Source organism: Variovorax sp. VaC1 (genome assembly GCF_043658315.1).
Taxonomy (GTDB): Bacteria; Pseudomonadota; Gammaproteobacteria; order Burkholderiales; family Burkholderiaceae_C; genus Variovorax.
This window is the reverse complement of sequence record NZ_JBIGLT010000006.1, coordinates 38,278-53,973: the sequence shown is the minus strand read 5'-3', so window position 1 is coordinate 53,973 and position 15,696 is coordinate 38,278. Positions and strand designations below refer to the sequence as shown.

General features: G+C 64.1%; 15 protein-coding genes and 1 tRNA gene. All 16 read left to right on the top strand.

Annotation, left to right across the window (positions count from 1 at the left end; translation table 11 throughout):
• The first annotated feature begins 21 nt into the window (after positions 1-21).
• Positions 22-1,191, top strand: coding sequence for a pyridoxal phosphate-dependent aminotransferase (locus tag ACGLHS_RS23195; RefSeq protein ID WP_394483619.1), 1,170 nt, complete (start codon positions 22-24; stop codon positions 1,189-1,191).
• Between the two features lie 86 nt (positions 1,192-1,277).
• Complete coding sequence (locus tag ACGLHS_RS23190; RefSeq protein WP_394483617.1) at positions 1,278-2,201, top strand: DMT family transporter; 924 nt, start codon at positions 1,278-1,280, stop codon at positions 2,199-2,201.
• A 197-nt stretch (positions 2,202-2,398) separates the two neighbouring features.
• Positions 2,399-2,665, top strand: a complete 267-nt coding sequence (gene rpsO, locus ACGLHS_RS23185; protein WP_093239278.1) for a 30S ribosomal protein S15 — start codon at positions 2,399-2,401, stop codon at positions 2,663-2,665.
• 205 nt (positions 2,666-2,870) lie between these two features.
• Complete coding sequence (gene pnp / locus ACGLHS_RS23180) at positions 2,871-5,195, top strand: polyribonucleotide nucleotidyltransferase (protein ID WP_394483615.1); 2,325 nt, start codon at positions 2,871-2,873, stop codon at positions 5,193-5,195.
• Positions 5,196-5,284: 89 nt separating this feature from the next.
• Positions 5,285-6,283 (top strand): NAD(P)H-quinone oxidoreductase, encoded by a 999-nt coding sequence (locus ACGLHS_RS23175; protein ID WP_394483613.1) that lies wholly within the window; start codon positions 5,285-5,287, stop codon positions 6,281-6,283.
• Positions 6,284-6,296: 13 nt separating this feature from the next.
• Positions 6,297-7,061 (top strand): triose-phosphate isomerase, encoded by a 765-nt coding sequence (tpiA, locus tag ACGLHS_RS23170; protein ID WP_394483611.1) that lies wholly within the window; start codon positions 6,297-6,299, stop codon positions 7,059-7,061.
• Positions 7,062-7,098: 37 nt separating this feature from the next.
• The gene (gene secG, locus ACGLHS_RS23165) at positions 7,099-7,509 is read left to right on the top strand and encodes a preprotein translocase subunit SecG (protein WP_394483609.1); all 411 of its coding nucleotides are present in this window, start codon (positions 7,099-7,101) and stop codon (positions 7,507-7,509) included.
• Between the two features lie 119 nt (positions 7,510-7,628).
• Positions 7,629-7,713 (top strand) — tRNA-Leu (locus ACGLHS_RS23160).
• Positions 7,714-7,780: 67 nt separating this feature from the next.
• Entirely contained in the window at positions 7,781-8,140 is a 360-nt protein-coding gene (locus ACGLHS_RS23155) for an NADH-quinone oxidoreductase subunit A (RefSeq protein WP_055805154.1), read from the top strand.
• 15 nt (positions 8,141-8,155) lie between these two features.
• Positions 8,156-8,635 carry an NADH-quinone oxidoreductase subunit B family protein gene (locus tag ACGLHS_RS23150; RefSeq protein WP_007837763.1) on the top strand — a complete coding sequence of 160 codons (480 nt, stop codon included), beginning with the start codon at positions 8,156-8,158 and terminating at the stop codon, positions 8,633-8,635.
• Positions 8,636-8,648: 13 nt separating this feature from the next.
• A complete protein-coding gene (locus ACGLHS_RS23145) occupies positions 8,649-9,260 on the top strand; it encodes an NADH-quinone oxidoreductase subunit C (RefSeq protein ID WP_093239284.1) in 612 nt (203 codons plus the stop codon).
• Position 9,261: 1 nt separating this feature from the next.
• Positions 9,262-10,515: an NADH-quinone oxidoreductase subunit D gene (locus ACGLHS_RS23140; RefSeq protein ID WP_093239286.1), complete on the top strand. Its 1,254-nt coding sequence runs from the start codon at positions 9,262-9,264 to the stop codon at positions 10,513-10,515.
• Between the two features lie 10 nt (positions 10,516-10,525).
• Positions 10,526-11,080 (top strand): NADH-quinone oxidoreductase subunit NuoE, encoded by a 555-nt coding sequence (gene nuoE / locus ACGLHS_RS23135; RefSeq protein WP_394483606.1) that lies wholly within the window; start codon positions 10,526-10,528, stop codon positions 11,078-11,080.
• Positions 11,080-12,420 (top strand): NADH-quinone oxidoreductase subunit NuoF, encoded by a 1,341-nt coding sequence (nuoF, locus tag ACGLHS_RS23130; RefSeq protein WP_394483604.1) that lies wholly within the window; start codon positions 11,080-11,082, stop codon positions 12,418-12,420. Before nuoE ends, nuoF begins: the two co-directional genes overlap by 1 nt.
• A gap of 20 nt (positions 12,421-12,440) precedes the next feature.
• Positions 12,441-14,603, top strand: coding sequence for an NADH-quinone oxidoreductase subunit NuoG (nuoG, locus tag ACGLHS_RS23125; protein ID WP_394483602.1), 2,163 nt, complete (start codon positions 12,441-12,443; stop codon positions 14,601-14,603).
• Entirely contained in the window at positions 14,600-15,679 is a 1,080-nt protein-coding gene (gene nuoH / locus ACGLHS_RS23120; RefSeq protein WP_371126624.1) for an NADH-quinone oxidoreductase subunit NuoH, read from the top strand. The genes nuoG and nuoH overlap by 4 nt, the downstream gene beginning before the upstream one ends.
• The last annotated feature ends 17 nt before the right edge of the window (positions 15,680-15,696 follow it).

The window sequence follows — 15,696 nt, the reverse complement described above, 5'->3', positions numbered from 1 at the left end:
CGAAGAACAGGACGACAAGACATGCGTGAAGCCATCCACAACCTCGAAGCATCGAAGATCCGCGAAGTCGCCAATGCCGGCATGGGCCGCGACGACGTGCTGGCCTTCTGGTTCGGCGAAAGCGACGAGGTCACGCCCGAGGTGATTCGGCAGGCGGCCATCGACTCGTTGCAGCGCGGCGAAACCTTCTATGCGCACAACCTCGGCCTGCCCGAGTTGCGCGAGGCCATCGCACGCTACACCAGCGCGCTGCACCCGGCGGTCGATGCCTCGCGCATCGCCGTGACTTCGGGCGGTGTGAGCGCGTTGATGCTGGCGGTGCAGGCGCTGGTCGATGCGGGCGACGACGTGGTCGCCGTGACGCCGGTGTGGCCCAACCTCACGGCGCAGCCCGCGATCATGGGCGCGCATGTGCGCACCGTGCCGCTGGTGCCGGTGGCGGGGCAATGGACGCTCGACCTGGCCGCGTTGCGCGCGGCGGTCACCTCGAAGACCAAGTTGCTGATCGTCAACGCGCCCAACAACCCGACCGGCTGGACCATGACGCGCGACGAGCAGCAGGCCGTGCTCGACCATTGCCGCCAGACCGGCACCTGGATCCTGGCCGACGAGGTGTACGAGCGGCTGTACTTCGAGCCAACGCCCAATGGCTGCGCGCCGAGCTTCCTCGACATTTCGAAGCCTGACGATCGGCTGGTCGTCACGCACAGCTTCTCGAAGAGCTTCCTCATGACCGGCTGGCGCCTTGGCTGGTTGGTGTTGCCGCCCGCCATGGTGGAGGGCATCGGCAAGCTGATCGAGTTCAACACCTCGTGCGCCAGCGTGTTCACGCAGCGTGCAGCCATCGCGGCCATCGCGCACACCGGCGAGATCACGCCGCGCGTGGTGGCGCACCTGAAGCTGTGCCGCGACACGCTGGTGCCGCTGCTGGCGGCCGTGCCGGGCGTGCAGGTGGCATCGGCCAAGGGCGGCATGTACGCCTTCTTCCGGCTCGAAGGGTTTGGCGACTCGCTCGACGTCGCCAAGCGGCTGGTGGTCGAGGCGGGGCTGGGCCTCGCGCCGGGCAATGCCTTCGCACCCGAGGCACAGGGCTGGCTGCGCTGGTGCTTTGCCTCCAAAGACCCGCAGCGGCTGGTGCAAGGCGTGGAGCGCCTGCGCCACTGGCTGGCGGCGCAGCCGCGCAAGGCCTGATCCGGCCGGCTGCAATTTCGTTCAATACGCGGCGCGAGCGGCCCGCGAAGCTCGACCTTTCTTTCATCGAGAGCGAAAGGTCATGCATGTCGGAACGGCTCAAGGGAATGGCGCTGTGCGCCCTGGCGATGGTCACGGTGGGCAGCACCGTGGTCGCCAGCAAGGTGATCGCCGGCGGCTTGCCGCCGTTCACGGCGACGGCGCTGCGGTTTGCGATGGCGTTGCCGGTGTTTCTCCTGCTGCTGCGGCTGACCCGTACCTCATGGCCTCGCCCGGACCGGCGCGACCTCGCGCTGCTCTTGTGCCAGGCCGGGCTGGGCAGCGTCGGCTACACGGTGCTGCTGATCCTGGGCGTTCGATGGGCGCCTGCCGCCAGCGCGGGCGTGGTGGCAGGCACGCTGCCGGCGGTTGCTGCGCTGGTGGCGGTGCTGGCCTTGCGCGAGCGGCCGGGGCGGTATCTGGTGGGCAGCATCCTGCTGGCGACGGCGGGGGTGCTGGCGATCAGTTGGCCGGGGGAGGGCGCCGCAGGGGGCTCGAAATCCCCTGCCGCGATGGTCGGCAATCTGCTGGTACTGGGCGCGGTCGTCTGCGAAGCGATGTTCATCCTGCTCAACAAGCGCCTGCGGGTGCCGGTGCGGCCGCTGGCGCTGTCGACGTTGATGACGGCCTTCGGGCTCCTGCTGTCGCTGATTCCGGCGCTGTTCGAGCGCGCCTGGGAGCAGCCGTTGCCGACGGCCGCCTTGGTCGGCGTCGCCTACTACGCGCTGGTGCCGACGGTGCTGGGTTTTGTGCTCTGGTTTGCCGGATCGGCGCGGCTGAAGGGGGCGGAAGCGGCTCTGTTCACGGCAATCCTGCCGGTTTCCGCGCTGATACTGGCGGCCCTCTGGCTGGGTGAAAGTATCAGCATGGCGCAGGTGGGCGGAGCCGCCTGCGTGCTGGGTGCGGTGGCCCTGGCGTCCCTCGACGGCAGACCCGGCGCGCGGCCCGACGAAGTCACGGCCCCTTCGTGAAACACCGCGGAACCGGCTCTGCCGGGCCGCTGGTGTTGCCCCCGGCAGGGAAGGAGAAGCGACACGAAGTGCGCGTAGCCTGGGGGGTGAGCACAGCTCGGGCTATAATCCCGAGGCTTTGCATGCCGCAAGGCGCACGGTGAGGGCAGTTCCAGCGCTTACCGCAAGTCAAACATCCCGGAACAAGGAAATTCAACATGATCGCAGCCTCCATCAAGGCCGAAGTCGTCAAAGACAACGCCCGCGCCGCCAACGACACTGGCAGCCCCGAAGTGCAAGTCGCACTGCTGACCGCCCGTATCAACGAGCTCACCCCCCACTTCAAGACGCACGCCAAGGACCACCATGGTCGTCGCGGCCTGCTGCGCATGGTGAGCCGCCGTCGCAAGCTTCTCGACTACCTCAAGTCCAAGAACGCCGACCGTTACACCGCGCTGATCGCCAAGCTGGGTCTGCGCAAGTAAACCGAATCGCATGAAAAAACGCCTGGGTTAGTCCGCTAGCTCAGGCGTTTTTTACTTCGCGATCCACTTTCGGAGTGCCAAAACAGAGCGAAGCTGTGTCATTCCAATGAAGTTCGTCCCGAGCTTCACTGGAATGGCATCGTGTTCTGAGAAGCCTCCGTCCTTTGCGGGTCCTGTGTGGCCTGCTACTAAAACAGGAGCAAACATGAGCCTCTTCAACAAAGTTATCAAGTCCTTCCAATGGGGTGACAAGACTGTCGTCATGGAAACGGGCGAAATCGCACGCCAGGCCAGCGGCGCCGTGCTCGTCGACATCGACGGCACCGTGATCCTGGCGACTGTGGTCGCCTCCAAGACCGCCAAGCCGGGCCAGGACTTCTTCCCGCTGACCGTCGACTACATCGAGAAGACCTATGCCGCCGGCAAGATCCCCGGCAGCTTCTTCAAGCGCGAAGCCAAGCCCAGCGAACACGAAACGCTGACCAGCCGCCTGATCGACCGTCCGATCCGCCCGCTGTTCCCCGAAGGCTTCCTGAACGAAGTGCACGTGGTCATCCACACCGTGTCGCTCAACCCTGAAGTCGATGCCGACATCGCCGCCATGATCGGCGTGAGCGCTGCGCTCTCGATCTCCGGCGTGCCGTTCAACGGCCCGATCGGTGCCGCCCGCGTGGGCTACATCAACGGCCAGTACGTGCTGAATCCGGGCCAGACGGCCCGCAAGGATTCGCAGATGGACCTTGTCGTCGCCGGTACGCAAGCCGCCGTGCTGATGGTCGAGTCCGAAGCCCTGCAACTCAGCGAAGAAATCATGCTGGGTGGCGTGGTGTTCGGCCATGAGCAAGCCAACGTCGCAATCAACGCGATCCACGAACTCGTGCGTGACGCCGGCAAGCCGGTGTGGGACTGGCAAGCGCCCGCCGAAGACGAAGCCTTCGTCGCCAAGGTCAAGGGCCTGGCCGAAGAAAAGCTGCGCGCCGTTTATCAGATCCGCAGCAAGCAAGCCCGTACGCAGGCCCTGCGCGAAGCCAATGCCAGCGTGATGAACACGCTGAAGGAAAGCGGCGAGCCTTTCGATGCAGGCAAGGTCAATGACCTGCTGTTCGCCATCGAATCGAAGATCGTGCGCAGCCAGATCCTGTCGGGCGAGCCGCGCATCGACGGCCGCGACACGCGCACCGTGCGCCCCATCGAAATCCGCAACTCGGTGCTGCCCCGCACCCACGGTTCGGCCCTGTTCACGCGTGGCGAAACGCAAGCGCTGGTCATCACCACGCTCGGCACCGAACGTGACGCACAGCGCATCGACGCGCTGGCGGGCGAGTACGAAGACCGCTTCCTGTTCCACTACAACATGCCTCCCTTTGCCACCGGTGAAGTGGGCCGCATGGGTTCGACCAAGCGCCGCGAAATCGGCCACGGCCGCCTGGCCAAGCGCGCGCTCGTCGCCGTGTTGCCGTCGAAGGAAGAGTTCCCGTACACCGTGCGCGTGGTTTCTGAAATCACCGAGTCGAACGGTTCGTCGTCGATGGCTTCGGTCTGCGGCGGCTGCCTCTCGATGATGGACGCCGGCGTGCCCATGAAGGCGCACGTGGCCGGTATCGCCATGGGCCTGATCAAGGAAGACAACCGCTTCGCCGTGCTGACCGACATCCTGGGCGATGAAGATCACCTGGGCGACATGGACTTCAAGGTGGCCGGCACGACCAACGGCATCACCGCGCTGCAGATGGACATCAAGATCCAGGGCATCACCAAGGAAATCATGCAGGTCGCATTGGCACAAGCCAAGGAAGCGCGCATGCACATCCTGGGCAAGATGCAGGAAGCGATGGGCGAAGCCAAGGCCGAAGTCTCCAGCTTCGCGCCGCGCCTGACCACGCTGAAGATCAACCCCGAGAAGATCCGCGACGTGATCGGCAAGGGCGGTTCGGTCATCCGTGGCCTGCAGGAAGAAACCGGCACGACGATCAACATCGACGAAGACGGCACCATCACCATCGCCTCGACCGATCCGGAAAAGGCCGAACTGGCCAAGAAGCGCATCGAGCAGATCACCGCCGAAGTCGAAATCGGCAAGGTCTACGAAGGCCCGGTCACCAAGATCCTGGACTTCGGTGCGCTCATCAACCTGCTGCCCGGCAAGGACGGCCTGCTGCACATCAGCCAGATCGCGCACGAACGCGTCGAGAAGGTGACCGACTATCTGAGCGAAGGCCAGATCGTGAAGGTCAAGGTTCTGGAAACCGACGAAAAGGGCCGCGTCAAGCTGTCCATGAAGGCCCTGACCGAGCGTCCGGCTGGCATGGAATACAGCGAGCGCCCGCCGCGTGAAGACCGCGGCGATCGCGGTGACCGTGGCGGCGACCGCCGTGAGCGTTCGGACCGTGGCGATCGCGGCGGCGACCGTGGTGGTGATCGTGGCGAGCGCGCACCGCGCTTCAACGACCAGCAGCAACAGCCGCGCAATGAGCAATCGCAGGCTCCGGCCGGCGAGCAGCAGCAGGCCCCGCGCGAGCCTCAGGAGTAAGAAGGGCGCAGCGGCAGGTTTTCCCTGCCGTTGCTATCTTTTGAACAGCTAGCTTCGCCCCACATGCGGGCGTTGGAGGCCGAAAGACCATGAAAGCCATTGAAATCACTTCGTTCGGCGCCCCCGAGGTGCTGCGCGTCGCAGAGCGTCCCGATCCGGTTGCGGGTGCGGGCGAGCTGCTGATCCGCGTTGCGGCGAGTGGCGTCAATCGTCCCGACGTGCTGCAGCGGATGGGCAACTATCCGGTGCCGCCCGGCGCATCCGATCTGCCGGGCCTCGAGGTGGCTGGCGAGATCGTGTCGGGCGATGCTGCGGCATTGGCCGAGGCGGGTTTCAAGGTCGGTGATCGCGTCTGTGCGCTGATTGCGGGCGGTGGCTATGCCGAGCTGTGCGTGGCGCCTGTGGCGCAGTGCCTGCCGGTGCCCAAGGGTTGGAGCGACGTCGATGCGGCTTCGCTGCCAGAGACCTTCTTCACCGTCTGGAGCAATGTGTTCGAGCGCGGTCGCCTGCAAAAGGGCGAGACACTGCTGATCCAGGGTGGCTCGAGCGGCATCGGCGTCACGGCGATCCAGATCGCCAAGGCGCTGGGTGCCATCGTGATCGTCACGGCCGGCAGCGACGACAAGTGCGAAGCCTGCAAGAAGCTCGGCGCCGACCACGCCATTAACTACCGCACGACCGATTTCGTTGAAGAGGCGAAGAGGCTCACCGGTGGCAAGGGTGTGGATGTGGTGCTCGACATGGTCGCGGGCGACTACGTGGCGCGCGAGATCGAGTGCCTGGCCGAAGATGGCCGGCTCGTGATCATTGCGGTGCAGGGTGGTGTGAAGAGCCAGATCAATGCGGGCCTCGTGCTGCGCAGGCGGCTCACGATCACCGGCTCGACATTGCGTCCGCGTCCGGTGGCGTTCAAGGGCGCCATTGCCAAGGCACTGCGCGAGAAGGTGTGGCCGCTGCTGGAGAGCGGCGCGATCAAGCCTGTGATTCACAGCGCCTTTGCGGCAGTGGGTGAACCGAGCGGTGCAGCCCAGGCTCACACGCTGATGGAATCGAACCAGCACATCGGCAAGATCGTGCTGACATGGTGACAAGAAGAACGCGATGACAACCAAGAAGAAACTGATCGCCGGCAACTGGAAGATGAATGGCGGCCTTGCCGCCAATGAAGCGCTGGTGAAAGCCTTGCAACAAGGCCTGGCTGCCAGCCCGGCGGGTTGCGATGTCGCCTTGTGCGTGCCTGCGCCTTACTTCGCCCAGCTGCAGTCGCTGCTGGCGGGCTCTGCGGCGATGGCGCTCGGTGCGCAGGATGTCTCGGCGCACCCGCAAGGGGCGTTCACCGGCGAACAGTCGGCGGCGATGCTGAAGGATTTCGGCGTGCGCTATGCCATCGTCGGGCACTCCGAGCGTCGGCAGTATCACGGTGAGACTGACGAGGTCGTGGCTGCGAAGGCGGCCGCGGCACTGGCCAACGGCATCACGCCGATCGTCTGCGTTGGCGAAACGCTGGCGCAGCGCGAGGCAGGGCAGACCGAAGAGGTCGTCAAGCGCCAACTGGCTGCGGTGATCCATGTCAATGGGCACTGCATCAGCGAAATCGTCGTGGCTTACGAGCCGGTCTGGGCCATCGGCACGGGCAAGACGGCAACGCCTGAGCAGGCGCAGGCTGTGCACGCCGTGCTGCGAGCGCAGCTGCACCATGCGGCGAGCGAGCATGCGGCTGGCATCAACATTCTTTATGGCGGAAGCATGAACGCGGCCAATGCCGCGGAACTGCTTGCGCAGGCCGACATCGACGGCGGCCTCATCGGTGGCGCGTCGCTCAAGGCCCCCGATTTTCTGCAGATCATTTCTGCCGCTGCGCGCTGAACGCGCAACGGCTGCTATCAATTAGGAGTAAGAACGAATGAACGTGGTCCTCAACCTTCTGGTCGGCGTGCAGATGCTGGCAGCCCTGGCAATGATCGGCCTGATCCTGATCCAGCACGGCAAGGGTGCCGACATGGGCGCCGCCTTCGGTAGCGGCAGTGCCGGTAGCCTGTTTGGTGCCAGTGGCAGTGCGAACTTCCTGTCGCGCACCACGGCTGTGCTCGCCGCTGTGTTCTTTGCATGCACGCTGCTGCTGGCTTACTTCAGCCATGCACGGCCTGCGGGCGGCGGCAGCCTTCTCGAGCGCGCCGCCGTGGGTGCACCTGCAACGCCTGCTGCGCCCACCCCTGGTGCGGCTGGTGAAATCCCCGGTGCGGCAGCTCCGAGTGCCCCTGCTTCGGCTCCTGCAGCCCCTGTTTCGGGTGCGGGTCAGATTCCCAACAAATAATCAAAGAGTTTTCGTGCAGCCGCCAGCGAGAAACGGCTTCATTTCAGGGTAAACTCTAAAGCTGTTCAGAAAGCCAAATGCCTTAACAGGTACCTCATGCCATCTGAGCAGCAAAAACCGCGGTCGTGGTGAAATTGGTAGACACGCTATCTTGAGGGGGTAGTGGCGAAAGCTGTGCGAGTTCGAGTCTCGCCGACCGCACCAAATCTCATCGGCAGAAAATCTCATTCAGAGGTTCTTCTGCCGGTGGCAAGCGGTGAAAAATTTCTCGATGAACCTCGATTCCTACCTTCCCGTCCTTTTGTTCATTTTGGTCGGAGTCGGCGTAGGCGTCGCCCCCCAAGTCATCGGATACATCCTGGGCCCCAATCGGCCCGACGCTGCGAAGAACGCTCCCTACGAGTGTGGCTTCGAGGCCTTCGAGGATGCGCGCATGAAGTTCGACGTGCGCTATTACCTCGTCGCAATTCTCTTCATCCTGTTCGATCTCGAAATTGCCTTTCTCTTTCCGTGGGCCATTGCGCTCAAGGAGATCGGTGCTGTCGGCTTCTGGGCCATGATGATCTTTCTCGCCATCCTCGTCGTGGGCTTCGTCTACGAGTGGAAAAAAGGCGCGCTCGACTGGGAATGACAAGGAAGCTACACAATGGCCATTGAAGGCGTTCTCAAAGAAGGCTTCGTCACCACGACCTACGACTCGGTGGTGAACTGGGCGAAGACCGGATCTCTCTGGCCGATGACTTTCGGCCTCGCATGCTGTGCGGTGGAAATGATGCACGCGGGCGCTGCCCGCTACGACATCGACCGTTTCGGCATGCTGTTCCGCCCCAGCCCGCGTCAGTCCGACCTGATGATCGTGGCCGGCACGCTGTGCAACAAGATGGCGCCCGCTCTGCGCAAGGTCTATGACCAGATGCCCGAGCCGCGCTGGGTGCTGTCGATGGGCTCGTGCGCGAATGGCGGTGGCTACTACCACTACAGCTATTCGGTCGTGCGCGGCTGCGACCGCATCGTGCCGGTCGACGTCTATGTGCCGGGTTGTCCGCCCACCGCCGAAGCGCTGCTCTATGGCGTGATCCAGCTGCAGCAGAAGATTCGCCGCACCAACACCATTGCCCGTGCCTGAGAGATTGCCGACGATGACTGACTTTGCAATTTCGCCGGAGGTGCTGCGCGCCACCATCGCCGAGACGCTCGGCGCCAAGGCCAAGAGCGTCACGCTCGCCCTCGGCGAAGTGACCGTGGTGGTGGGGGCGGCTGACTACATCGAGGCTGCAACCATCCTGCGCGACGCGCCCGGTTGCCGTTTCGAGCAGCTGATCGACCTCTGCGGCATGGACTATTCCGACTACCGCGAAGGCGAGTGGCAAGGCGAGCGCTATGGCGTCGTCTCGCACCTGCTGTCGGTGAGCCTCAATCAACGCGTGCGCCTGAAGGTGTTCGCGCCGAACGAAGACCTGCCCGTGGTCGATTCCCTCCAGCCCGTCTGGAATGCCGCCACCTGGTTCGAGCGCGAAGCCTTCGACCTCTACGGCATCGTGTTCGATGGCCACGACGACCTGCGCCGCATCCTGACCGACTACGGCTTCATCGGCCACCCGTTCCGCAAGGACTTTCCGGTGTCGGGTCACGTCGAAATGCGTTACGACGAAGAGCAAAAGCGCGTCGTGTACCAGCCGGTATCGATCGAGCCGCGAGAAATCACGCCGCGCGTGATCCGCGAAGACAACTACGGCGGCGGTTTGCACTGATATGGCCGAAATCAAGAATTACACCCTCAACTTTGGCCCTCAGCATCCGGCCGCGCACGGCGTGTTGCGCCTGGTGCTCGAGCTGGACGGCGAAGTGATCCAGCGTGCCGACCCGCACATCGGCCTGCTGCACCGAGCGACCGAGAAGCTCGCCGAGTCGCGCACCTTCATCCAGTCGCTGCCGTACATGGACCGCCTCGACTACGTGTCGATGATGTCCAACGAGCACGCCTATTGCCTCGCCATCGAGCGGATGATGGGCCTCGAAGTGCCGATCCGCGCGCAGTACATCCGCGTGATGTTCGCCGAGATCACCCGCCTGCTGAACCACCTGCTGTGGCTCGGTGCGCACGGTCTGGACTGCGGTGCGATGAACATGCTCATCTACTGCTTCCGCGAGCGTGAAGACCTGTTCGACATGTACGAAGCCGTGTCCGGCGCGCGCATGCACGCGGCGTACTTCCGTCCGGGCGGTGTCTACCGCGACCTGCCGGATGCCATGCCGCAGTACAAGGTCAGCAAGATCAAGAACGCCAAGGCGATCGAGCGTCTCAACGAAAACCGCCAGGGTTCGCTGCTCGACTTCGTCGACGATTTCTGCAAGCGCTTCCCGAAGATGGTCGACGAGTACGAAACGTTGCTCACCGACAACCGCATCTGGAAGCAGCGCACCGTGGGCATCGGCGTGGTCACGCCGGAGCGCGCGCTCAACCTCGGCTTCACCGGCCCGATGCTGCGTGGCTCGGGCATCGAATGGGACCTGCGCAAGAAGCAGCCCTACGACGTCTACGACCAGATGAAGTTCGACGTGCCGGTCGGCAAGACCGGTGACTGCTATGACCGTTACCTCGTGCGCGTCGAAGAGATGCGCCAGGCCAACCGGATCATCCAACAGTGTTCGACGTGGCTGCGTGCCAACCCCGGCCCGGTCATCACCGACAACCACAAGGTCGCCGCGCCCGCGCGCGAATCGATGAAGGCGAACATGGAGGAGCTGATCCACCATTTCAAGCTCTTCACCGAAGGCTTCCATGTGCCCGAAGGCGAGGCGTATGCCGCCGTCGAGCATCCGAAGGGCGAGTTCGGCATCTATCTCGTGAGCGACGGCGCCAACAAGCCGTACCGCCTGAAGATCCGCGCCCCTGGTTTCCCGCACCTCGCCGCCCTCGACGAAATGTCGCGCGGTCACATGATCGCCGACGCTGTCGCGGTGATCGGCACGATGGACATCGTGTTCGGCGAGATCGACAGGTGAGAAAGAGCGAATGACTTCCTCGACCCACCATGACACGGCGCCTTCGGCGCCTTCTTCCCCTTTGAAGCCTGCGATCCTCGAGCGCTTTGCGCGCGAGGTGGCCAAGTACCCCGAAGCAGGCAAGCAGTCGGCCGTGATGGCCTGCCTTGCCGTCGTCCAGCAGGACGAGGGTTTCGTGAGCCTGCAGCGCGAGCGCGAGATCGCGGAGTACCTCGGCATGGCGCCTATCGCCGTGCATGAAGTCACGACCTTCTACAACATGTACAACCAGCACCCGGTGGGCAAGTTCAAGCTCAACGTGTGCACCAACCTGCCTTGCCAGCTGCGCGACGGTGTCACGGCGCTCGTGCACCTCGAGAAGAAGCTGGGCATCAAGATGGGCGAGACCACGGCCGATGGCCTGTTCACGCTGCAGCAGAGCGAATGCCTGGGCGCCTGCGCCGATTCGCCCGTGATGCTGGTCAACGACCGCACCATGTGCAGCTTCATGAGCAACGAAAAGCTCGACCAGCTGATCGACGGCCTGCGCACTGCCGCGCCGGCCACCAAGGGGGAGGCTTCGTGATGTCACCCGAACAAGTGCTCCAGCAGTTCCAGGCCACCGGCGTCCAGACCTGCTTCCATGACCGCCACATCGAGCCGCAGATCTATGCGGGTCTCAATGGCACCAACTGGCGACTGGCCGACTACGAAGCGCGTGGCGGCTACCAGGCGCTGCGCAAGATCCTTACCGAGGGCCTCACGCCCGACCAGGTGATCGCCGAAGTCAAGGCTTCGGGCCTGCGTGGCCGTGGCGGCGCAGGTTTCCCGACCGGCCTGAAGTGGAGCTTCATGCCCCGCCAGTTCCCGGGCCAGAAGTACCTCGTCTGCAACTCCGACGAAGGCGAGCCGGGTACCTGCAAGGACCGCGACATCCTGCAGTTCAACCCGCACATCGTGATCGAAGGCATGGCCATTGCCGCGTATGCGATGGGCATCAGCGTGGGCTACAACTACATCCACGGCGAGATCTTCCAGAGCTACGACCGCTTCGAGGAAGCCCTCGAAGAAGCGCGCGCCGCGGGCTACCTCGGCGACAAGATCATGGGCAGCACGTACAACTTCCAGTTGCACGCAGCCCACGGCTTCGGTGCCTACATCTGCGGCGAAGAAACCGCGCTGCTCGAGTCGCTCGAAGGCAAGAAGGGCCAGCCGCGCTTCAAGCCGCCGTTCCCGGCAAGCTTCGGCCTGTACGGCAAGCCGACCACCATCAACAACACCGAGACCTTCGCGGCGGTGCCCTGGATCATCCGCAATGGCGGCCCGGCCTACCTCGAATGCGGCAAGCCGAACAACGGCGGCACCAAGATCTATTCGGTGAGCGGTGACGTCGAATTGCCCGGTAACTACGAAGTGCCCATGGGCACGCCGTTTTCCAAGCTGCTCGAACTGGCTGGCGGTGTCCGCAAGGGCCGCAAGCTGAAGGCCGTGATCCCCGGTGGATCGTCGGCGCCGGTGCTGCCGGCCGACATCATGATGGCCTGCACCATGGACTACGACTCCATCGCCAAGGCCGGCTCGATGCTGGGTTCGGGCGCGGTCATCGTCATGGACGACAGCCGCTCGATGGTCGAGTCGCTCAAGCGCCTCTCGTACTTCTACATGCACGAGTCCTGCGGCCAATGCACGCCTTGCCGCGAAGGCACGGGCTGGCTCTACCGCGTGGTGGACCGCATCCACAACGGGCAGGGCAAGCCCAGCGACCTGCAACTGCTGGACTCCGTGGCCGGCGACATCATGGGCCGCACGATCTGTGCGCTCGGCGATGCGGCCGCAATGCCCGTGCGCGCCATGATCAAGCACTTCCGTCACGAGTTCGAGGCCCTGATTCCGGGCTACGTCCCGGCGGCGCCCGTCAAGGCCTGAGCGCGAGAAGAAACATACTCATGATCGAAATCGAACTCGACGGCAAGAAGGTCGAAGTGACCGAAGGCAGCATGGTGATGCATGCGGCCGACAAGGCGGGCACGTACATCCCGCACTTCTGCTATCACAAGAAACTCAGCATCGCGGCCAACTGTCGCATGTGCCTGGTCGACGTGGAAAAGGCGCCCAAGCCGATGCCGGCCTGCGCCACGCCCGTCACGCAGGGCATGATCGTTCGCACAAAGAGCGAAAAGGCCATCAAGGCGCAGCAGTCGGTCATGGAGTTCCTCCTGATCAACCACCCGCTGGATTGCCCGATCTGCGACCAGGGCGGCGAATGCCAGCTGCAGGATCTGGCCGTGGGCTATGGCGGCTCTTCTTCGCGTTACGAAGAAGAAAAGCGCGTCGTGTTCCACAAGGACGTCGGCCCGCTGATCAGCATGGAAGAAATGAGCCGCTGCATCCACTGCACGCGCTGCGTCCGTTTCGGCCAGGAAGTGGCCGGCGTGATGGAGCTCGGCATGTCGCACCGCGGCGAGCATTCCGAAATCGAAACCTTCCTCGGCGATTCAGTCGACTCCGAACTGTCGGGCAACATGATCGACATCTGCCCGGTCGGCGCGCTCACGAGCAAGCCGTTCCGCTACAGCGCCCGCACCTGGGAACTGTCGCGCCGCAAGTCGGTGAGCCCGCACGATTCGACGGGTGCCAACCTGATCGTCCAGGTCAAGAACAACCGCGTGATGCGCGTGGTGCCGCTCGAGAACGAAGACGTCAATGAATGCTGGATCGCCGACCGCGACCGCTTCTCCTACGAAGCGCTCAACGGCACGGAGCGCCTGACCCAGCCCATGCTCAAGCAGGGCGGCCAATGGCAGCAGGTCGACTGGCAGACGGCGCTCGAGTACGTGGCCAACGGCCTCAAGCAGATCAAGGCCGACCACGGTGCCAAGAGCATCGGCACGCTGGTCAGCCCGCACAGCACGCTCGAAGAGCTGCAACTGGCCGCCATGCTCACGCGTGAACTCGGCAGCGACAACATCGACTATCGCCTGCGCAACGCCGAATTCACGGCCTTCGAAGGCGTCCGCTGGCTCGGCACCTCGATCGCCTCGCTCACGCAAGTGCAGCGCGCGCTGGTCGTCGGTTCGAACCTGCGCAAGGAACATCCGCTGTTCGCGCAGCGCATCCGCCAGGCCGTGCGCAAGGGCGCCGCGCTGTCGGTGATCACCTCGGCCAACCTGATGGCCACCCGCGATGCTTGGGCCATCGACGTGGCGCAATCGACGATCGTCGGTGCCGACCAGTGGGTCGAAGCGCTGGCTGCCGTTGCTGCCGCCATCGCTCAGACCAACGGTGCCGCTGCACCGCTGGCACCGAAGAATGCCCCCGATGCCGCTGCACAGGCCATCGCGGCTTCGCTGCTGAGCGGCGAGCGCAAGGCCATCCTGCTTGGCAACGCCGCCGCCCATCACGCACAAGCCAGCAGCCTGCTGGCCCTTGCGAACTGGATCGGTGCGCAGACCGGCGCCAGCGTCGGCTACCTGACCGAAGCGGCCAACACCGTGGGTGCGCAGATCGTTGGCGCCTTCCCGAAGAACGGCGGCCTCGATGCCGGCCGCATGCTCGCCGCAGGCTCCGGCCTGAAGGCCGTGCTGCTGCTGAACACCGAGCCGGTGTTCGACTCGGCCGCCGGCGCTGCCGCTGCCGACGTCATCGGCAATGCACAGATGGTCGTCACGCTGAGCCCGTTCAAGGCCAACCTCGAATTCAGCGACGTGCTGCTGCCCATCGCGCCGTTCACCGAAACGCCTGGCACCTTCATCAATGCCGAAGGCCGCCTGCAAGGTTTTCATGCCGTCGTGAAGCCGCAAGGCGAAACGCGTCCGGCGTGGAAGGTGCTGCGCGTGCTGGCGAATCTGCTCGGCCTGCCTGGCTTCGCGTTCGAATCGACCGCTGACGTGCTCAAGACGGTGGGCGAGGGCGGTGCCGTTCCGGCCAACGCATTGAACAACGCGACCGCTGCGAGCGTCGTCGCATCCAACGGCGCTGTGCCGGCACCCGTGGTCGCGAGCATCTACCAGCTCGACTCGATCGTGCGCCGTGCACCGTCGCTGCAACTGACCGCCGATGCACGCCATGCATCGGTCGCACCGGCCCGTGCCGAGGAGGCATTGGCATGATCGTCGACGCAATTCATGGCTTCGGCCAGGGGCTGGTCGCCGCAGGTTGGTGGACCACCGTGGTCTGGCCCGTGATCTGGACGCTGATCAAGATCATCGTGGTCGTGATCCCGCTGATGCTGGCCGTGGCGTACCTCACGCTGTGGGAGCGCAAGGCCATCGGCTTCACGCAGATTCGTATCGGCCCGAACCGCATCGGACCGCTGGGCCTGCTCCAGCCGATCGCCGACGCGCTCAAGCTGATGACCAAGGAAATCATTCTTCCGACGGTCGCCAACAAGGGCCTGTTCCTGCTGGGCCCGATCATGACCATCATGCCGGCGTTGGCCGCATGGGCCGTGATTCCCTTCGGTCCCGACGTGGCGCTGGCCAACATCAATGCCGGCCTGCTGTTCGTGATGGCCATCACCTCGCTCGAGGTGTACGGCGTGATCATCGCCGGCTGGGCCTCGAACTCGAAGTACGCCTTCCTGGGCGCGCTGCGCGCCTCGGCACAGATGGTGAGCTACGAAATCGCGATGGGCTTCTGCTTCGTCGTGGTGCTGATGGTCACCGGCAGCCTGAACATGAGCGAGATCGTGAACGTTCAGGGCAAGGGCATGTTCGCCAACATGGGCGTCGGCTTCCTGTCGTGGAACTGGCTGCCGCTGCTGCCGATCTTCGTCGTCTACTTCATCTCGGGCCTGGCCGAAACCAACCGCCACCCGTTCGACGTGGTGGAAGGCGAGTCCGAAATCGTTGCCGGTCACATGATCGAGTACTCGGGCATGAGCTTCGCGATGTTCTTCCTGGCCGAGTACGCCAACATGTGGCTGGTCTCGATCCTGACCGTCGTGTTGTTCCTCGGCGGCTGGCTGCCACCGTTCGAGTTCCTGAGCTTCATTCCGGGCTGGATCTGGCTGGGTGCCAAGACCTTCTGCGTGGTCACCATGTTCCTGTGGGTGCGCTCGACGTTCCCGCGCTTCCGCTATGACCAGATCATGCGTCTGGGCTGGAAGATCTTCATTCCGGTCACCCTGGTGTGGCTGGTCGTGGTCGGTGGCTGGATGCAGACGCCGTTCAACATCTGGAAATAACTGGAAGCGCCAACATC

Excerpts from the sequence above, each read along its gene's own strand:
- ACGLHS_RS23195 (WP_394483619.1), top strand. The coding sequence starts at position 22 with ATGCGTGAAGCCATCCACAACCTCGAAGCATCGAAGATCCGCGAAGTC.
- ACGLHS_RS23190 (WP_394483617.1), top strand. The coding sequence starts at position 1,278 with ATGTCGGAACGGCTCAAGGGAATGGCGCTGTGCGCCCTGGCGATGGTC.
- rpsO (WP_093239278.1), top strand. The coding sequence starts at position 2,399 with ATGATCGCAGCCTCCATCAAGGCCGAAGTCGTCAAAGACAACGCCCGC.
- pnp (WP_394483615.1), top strand. The coding sequence starts at position 2,871 with ATGAGCCTCTTCAACAAAGTTATCAAGTCCTTCCAATGGGGTGACAAG.
- ACGLHS_RS23175 (WP_394483613.1), top strand. The coding sequence starts at position 5,285 with ATGAAAGCCATTGAAATCACTTCGTTCGGCGCCCCCGAGGTGCTGCGC.
- tpiA (WP_394483611.1), top strand. The coding sequence starts at position 6,297 with ATGACAACCAAGAAGAAACTGATCGCCGGCAACTGGAAGATGAATGGC.
- secG (WP_394483609.1), top strand. The coding sequence starts at position 7,099 with ATGAACGTGGTCCTCAACCTTCTGGTCGGCGTGCAGATGCTGGCAGCC.
- ACGLHS_RS23155 (WP_055805154.1), top strand. The coding sequence starts at position 7,781 with ATGAACCTCGATTCCTACCTTCCCGTCCTTTTGTTCATTTTGGTCGGA.
- ACGLHS_RS23150 (WP_007837763.1), top strand. The coding sequence starts at position 8,156 with ATGGCCATTGAAGGCGTTCTCAAAGAAGGCTTCGTCACCACGACCTAC.
- ACGLHS_RS23145 (WP_093239284.1), top strand. The coding sequence starts at position 8,649 with ATGACTGACTTTGCAATTTCGCCGGAGGTGCTGCGCGCCACCATCGCC.
- ACGLHS_RS23140 (WP_093239286.1), top strand. The coding sequence starts at position 9,262 with ATGGCCGAAATCAAGAATTACACCCTCAACTTTGGCCCTCAGCATCCG.
- nuoE (WP_394483606.1), top strand. The coding sequence starts at position 10,526 with ATGACTTCCTCGACCCACCATGACACGGCGCCTTCGGCGCCTTCTTCC.
- nuoF (WP_394483604.1), top strand. The coding sequence starts at position 11,080 with ATGTCACCCGAACAAGTGCTCCAGCAGTTCCAGGCCACCGGCGTCCAG.
- nuoG (WP_394483602.1), top strand. The coding sequence starts at position 12,441 with ATGATCGAAATCGAACTCGACGGCAAGAAGGTCGAAGTGACCGAAGGC.
- nuoH (WP_371126624.1), top strand. The coding sequence starts at position 14,600 with ATGATCGTCGACGCAATTCATGGCTTCGGCCAGGGGCTGGTCGCCGCA.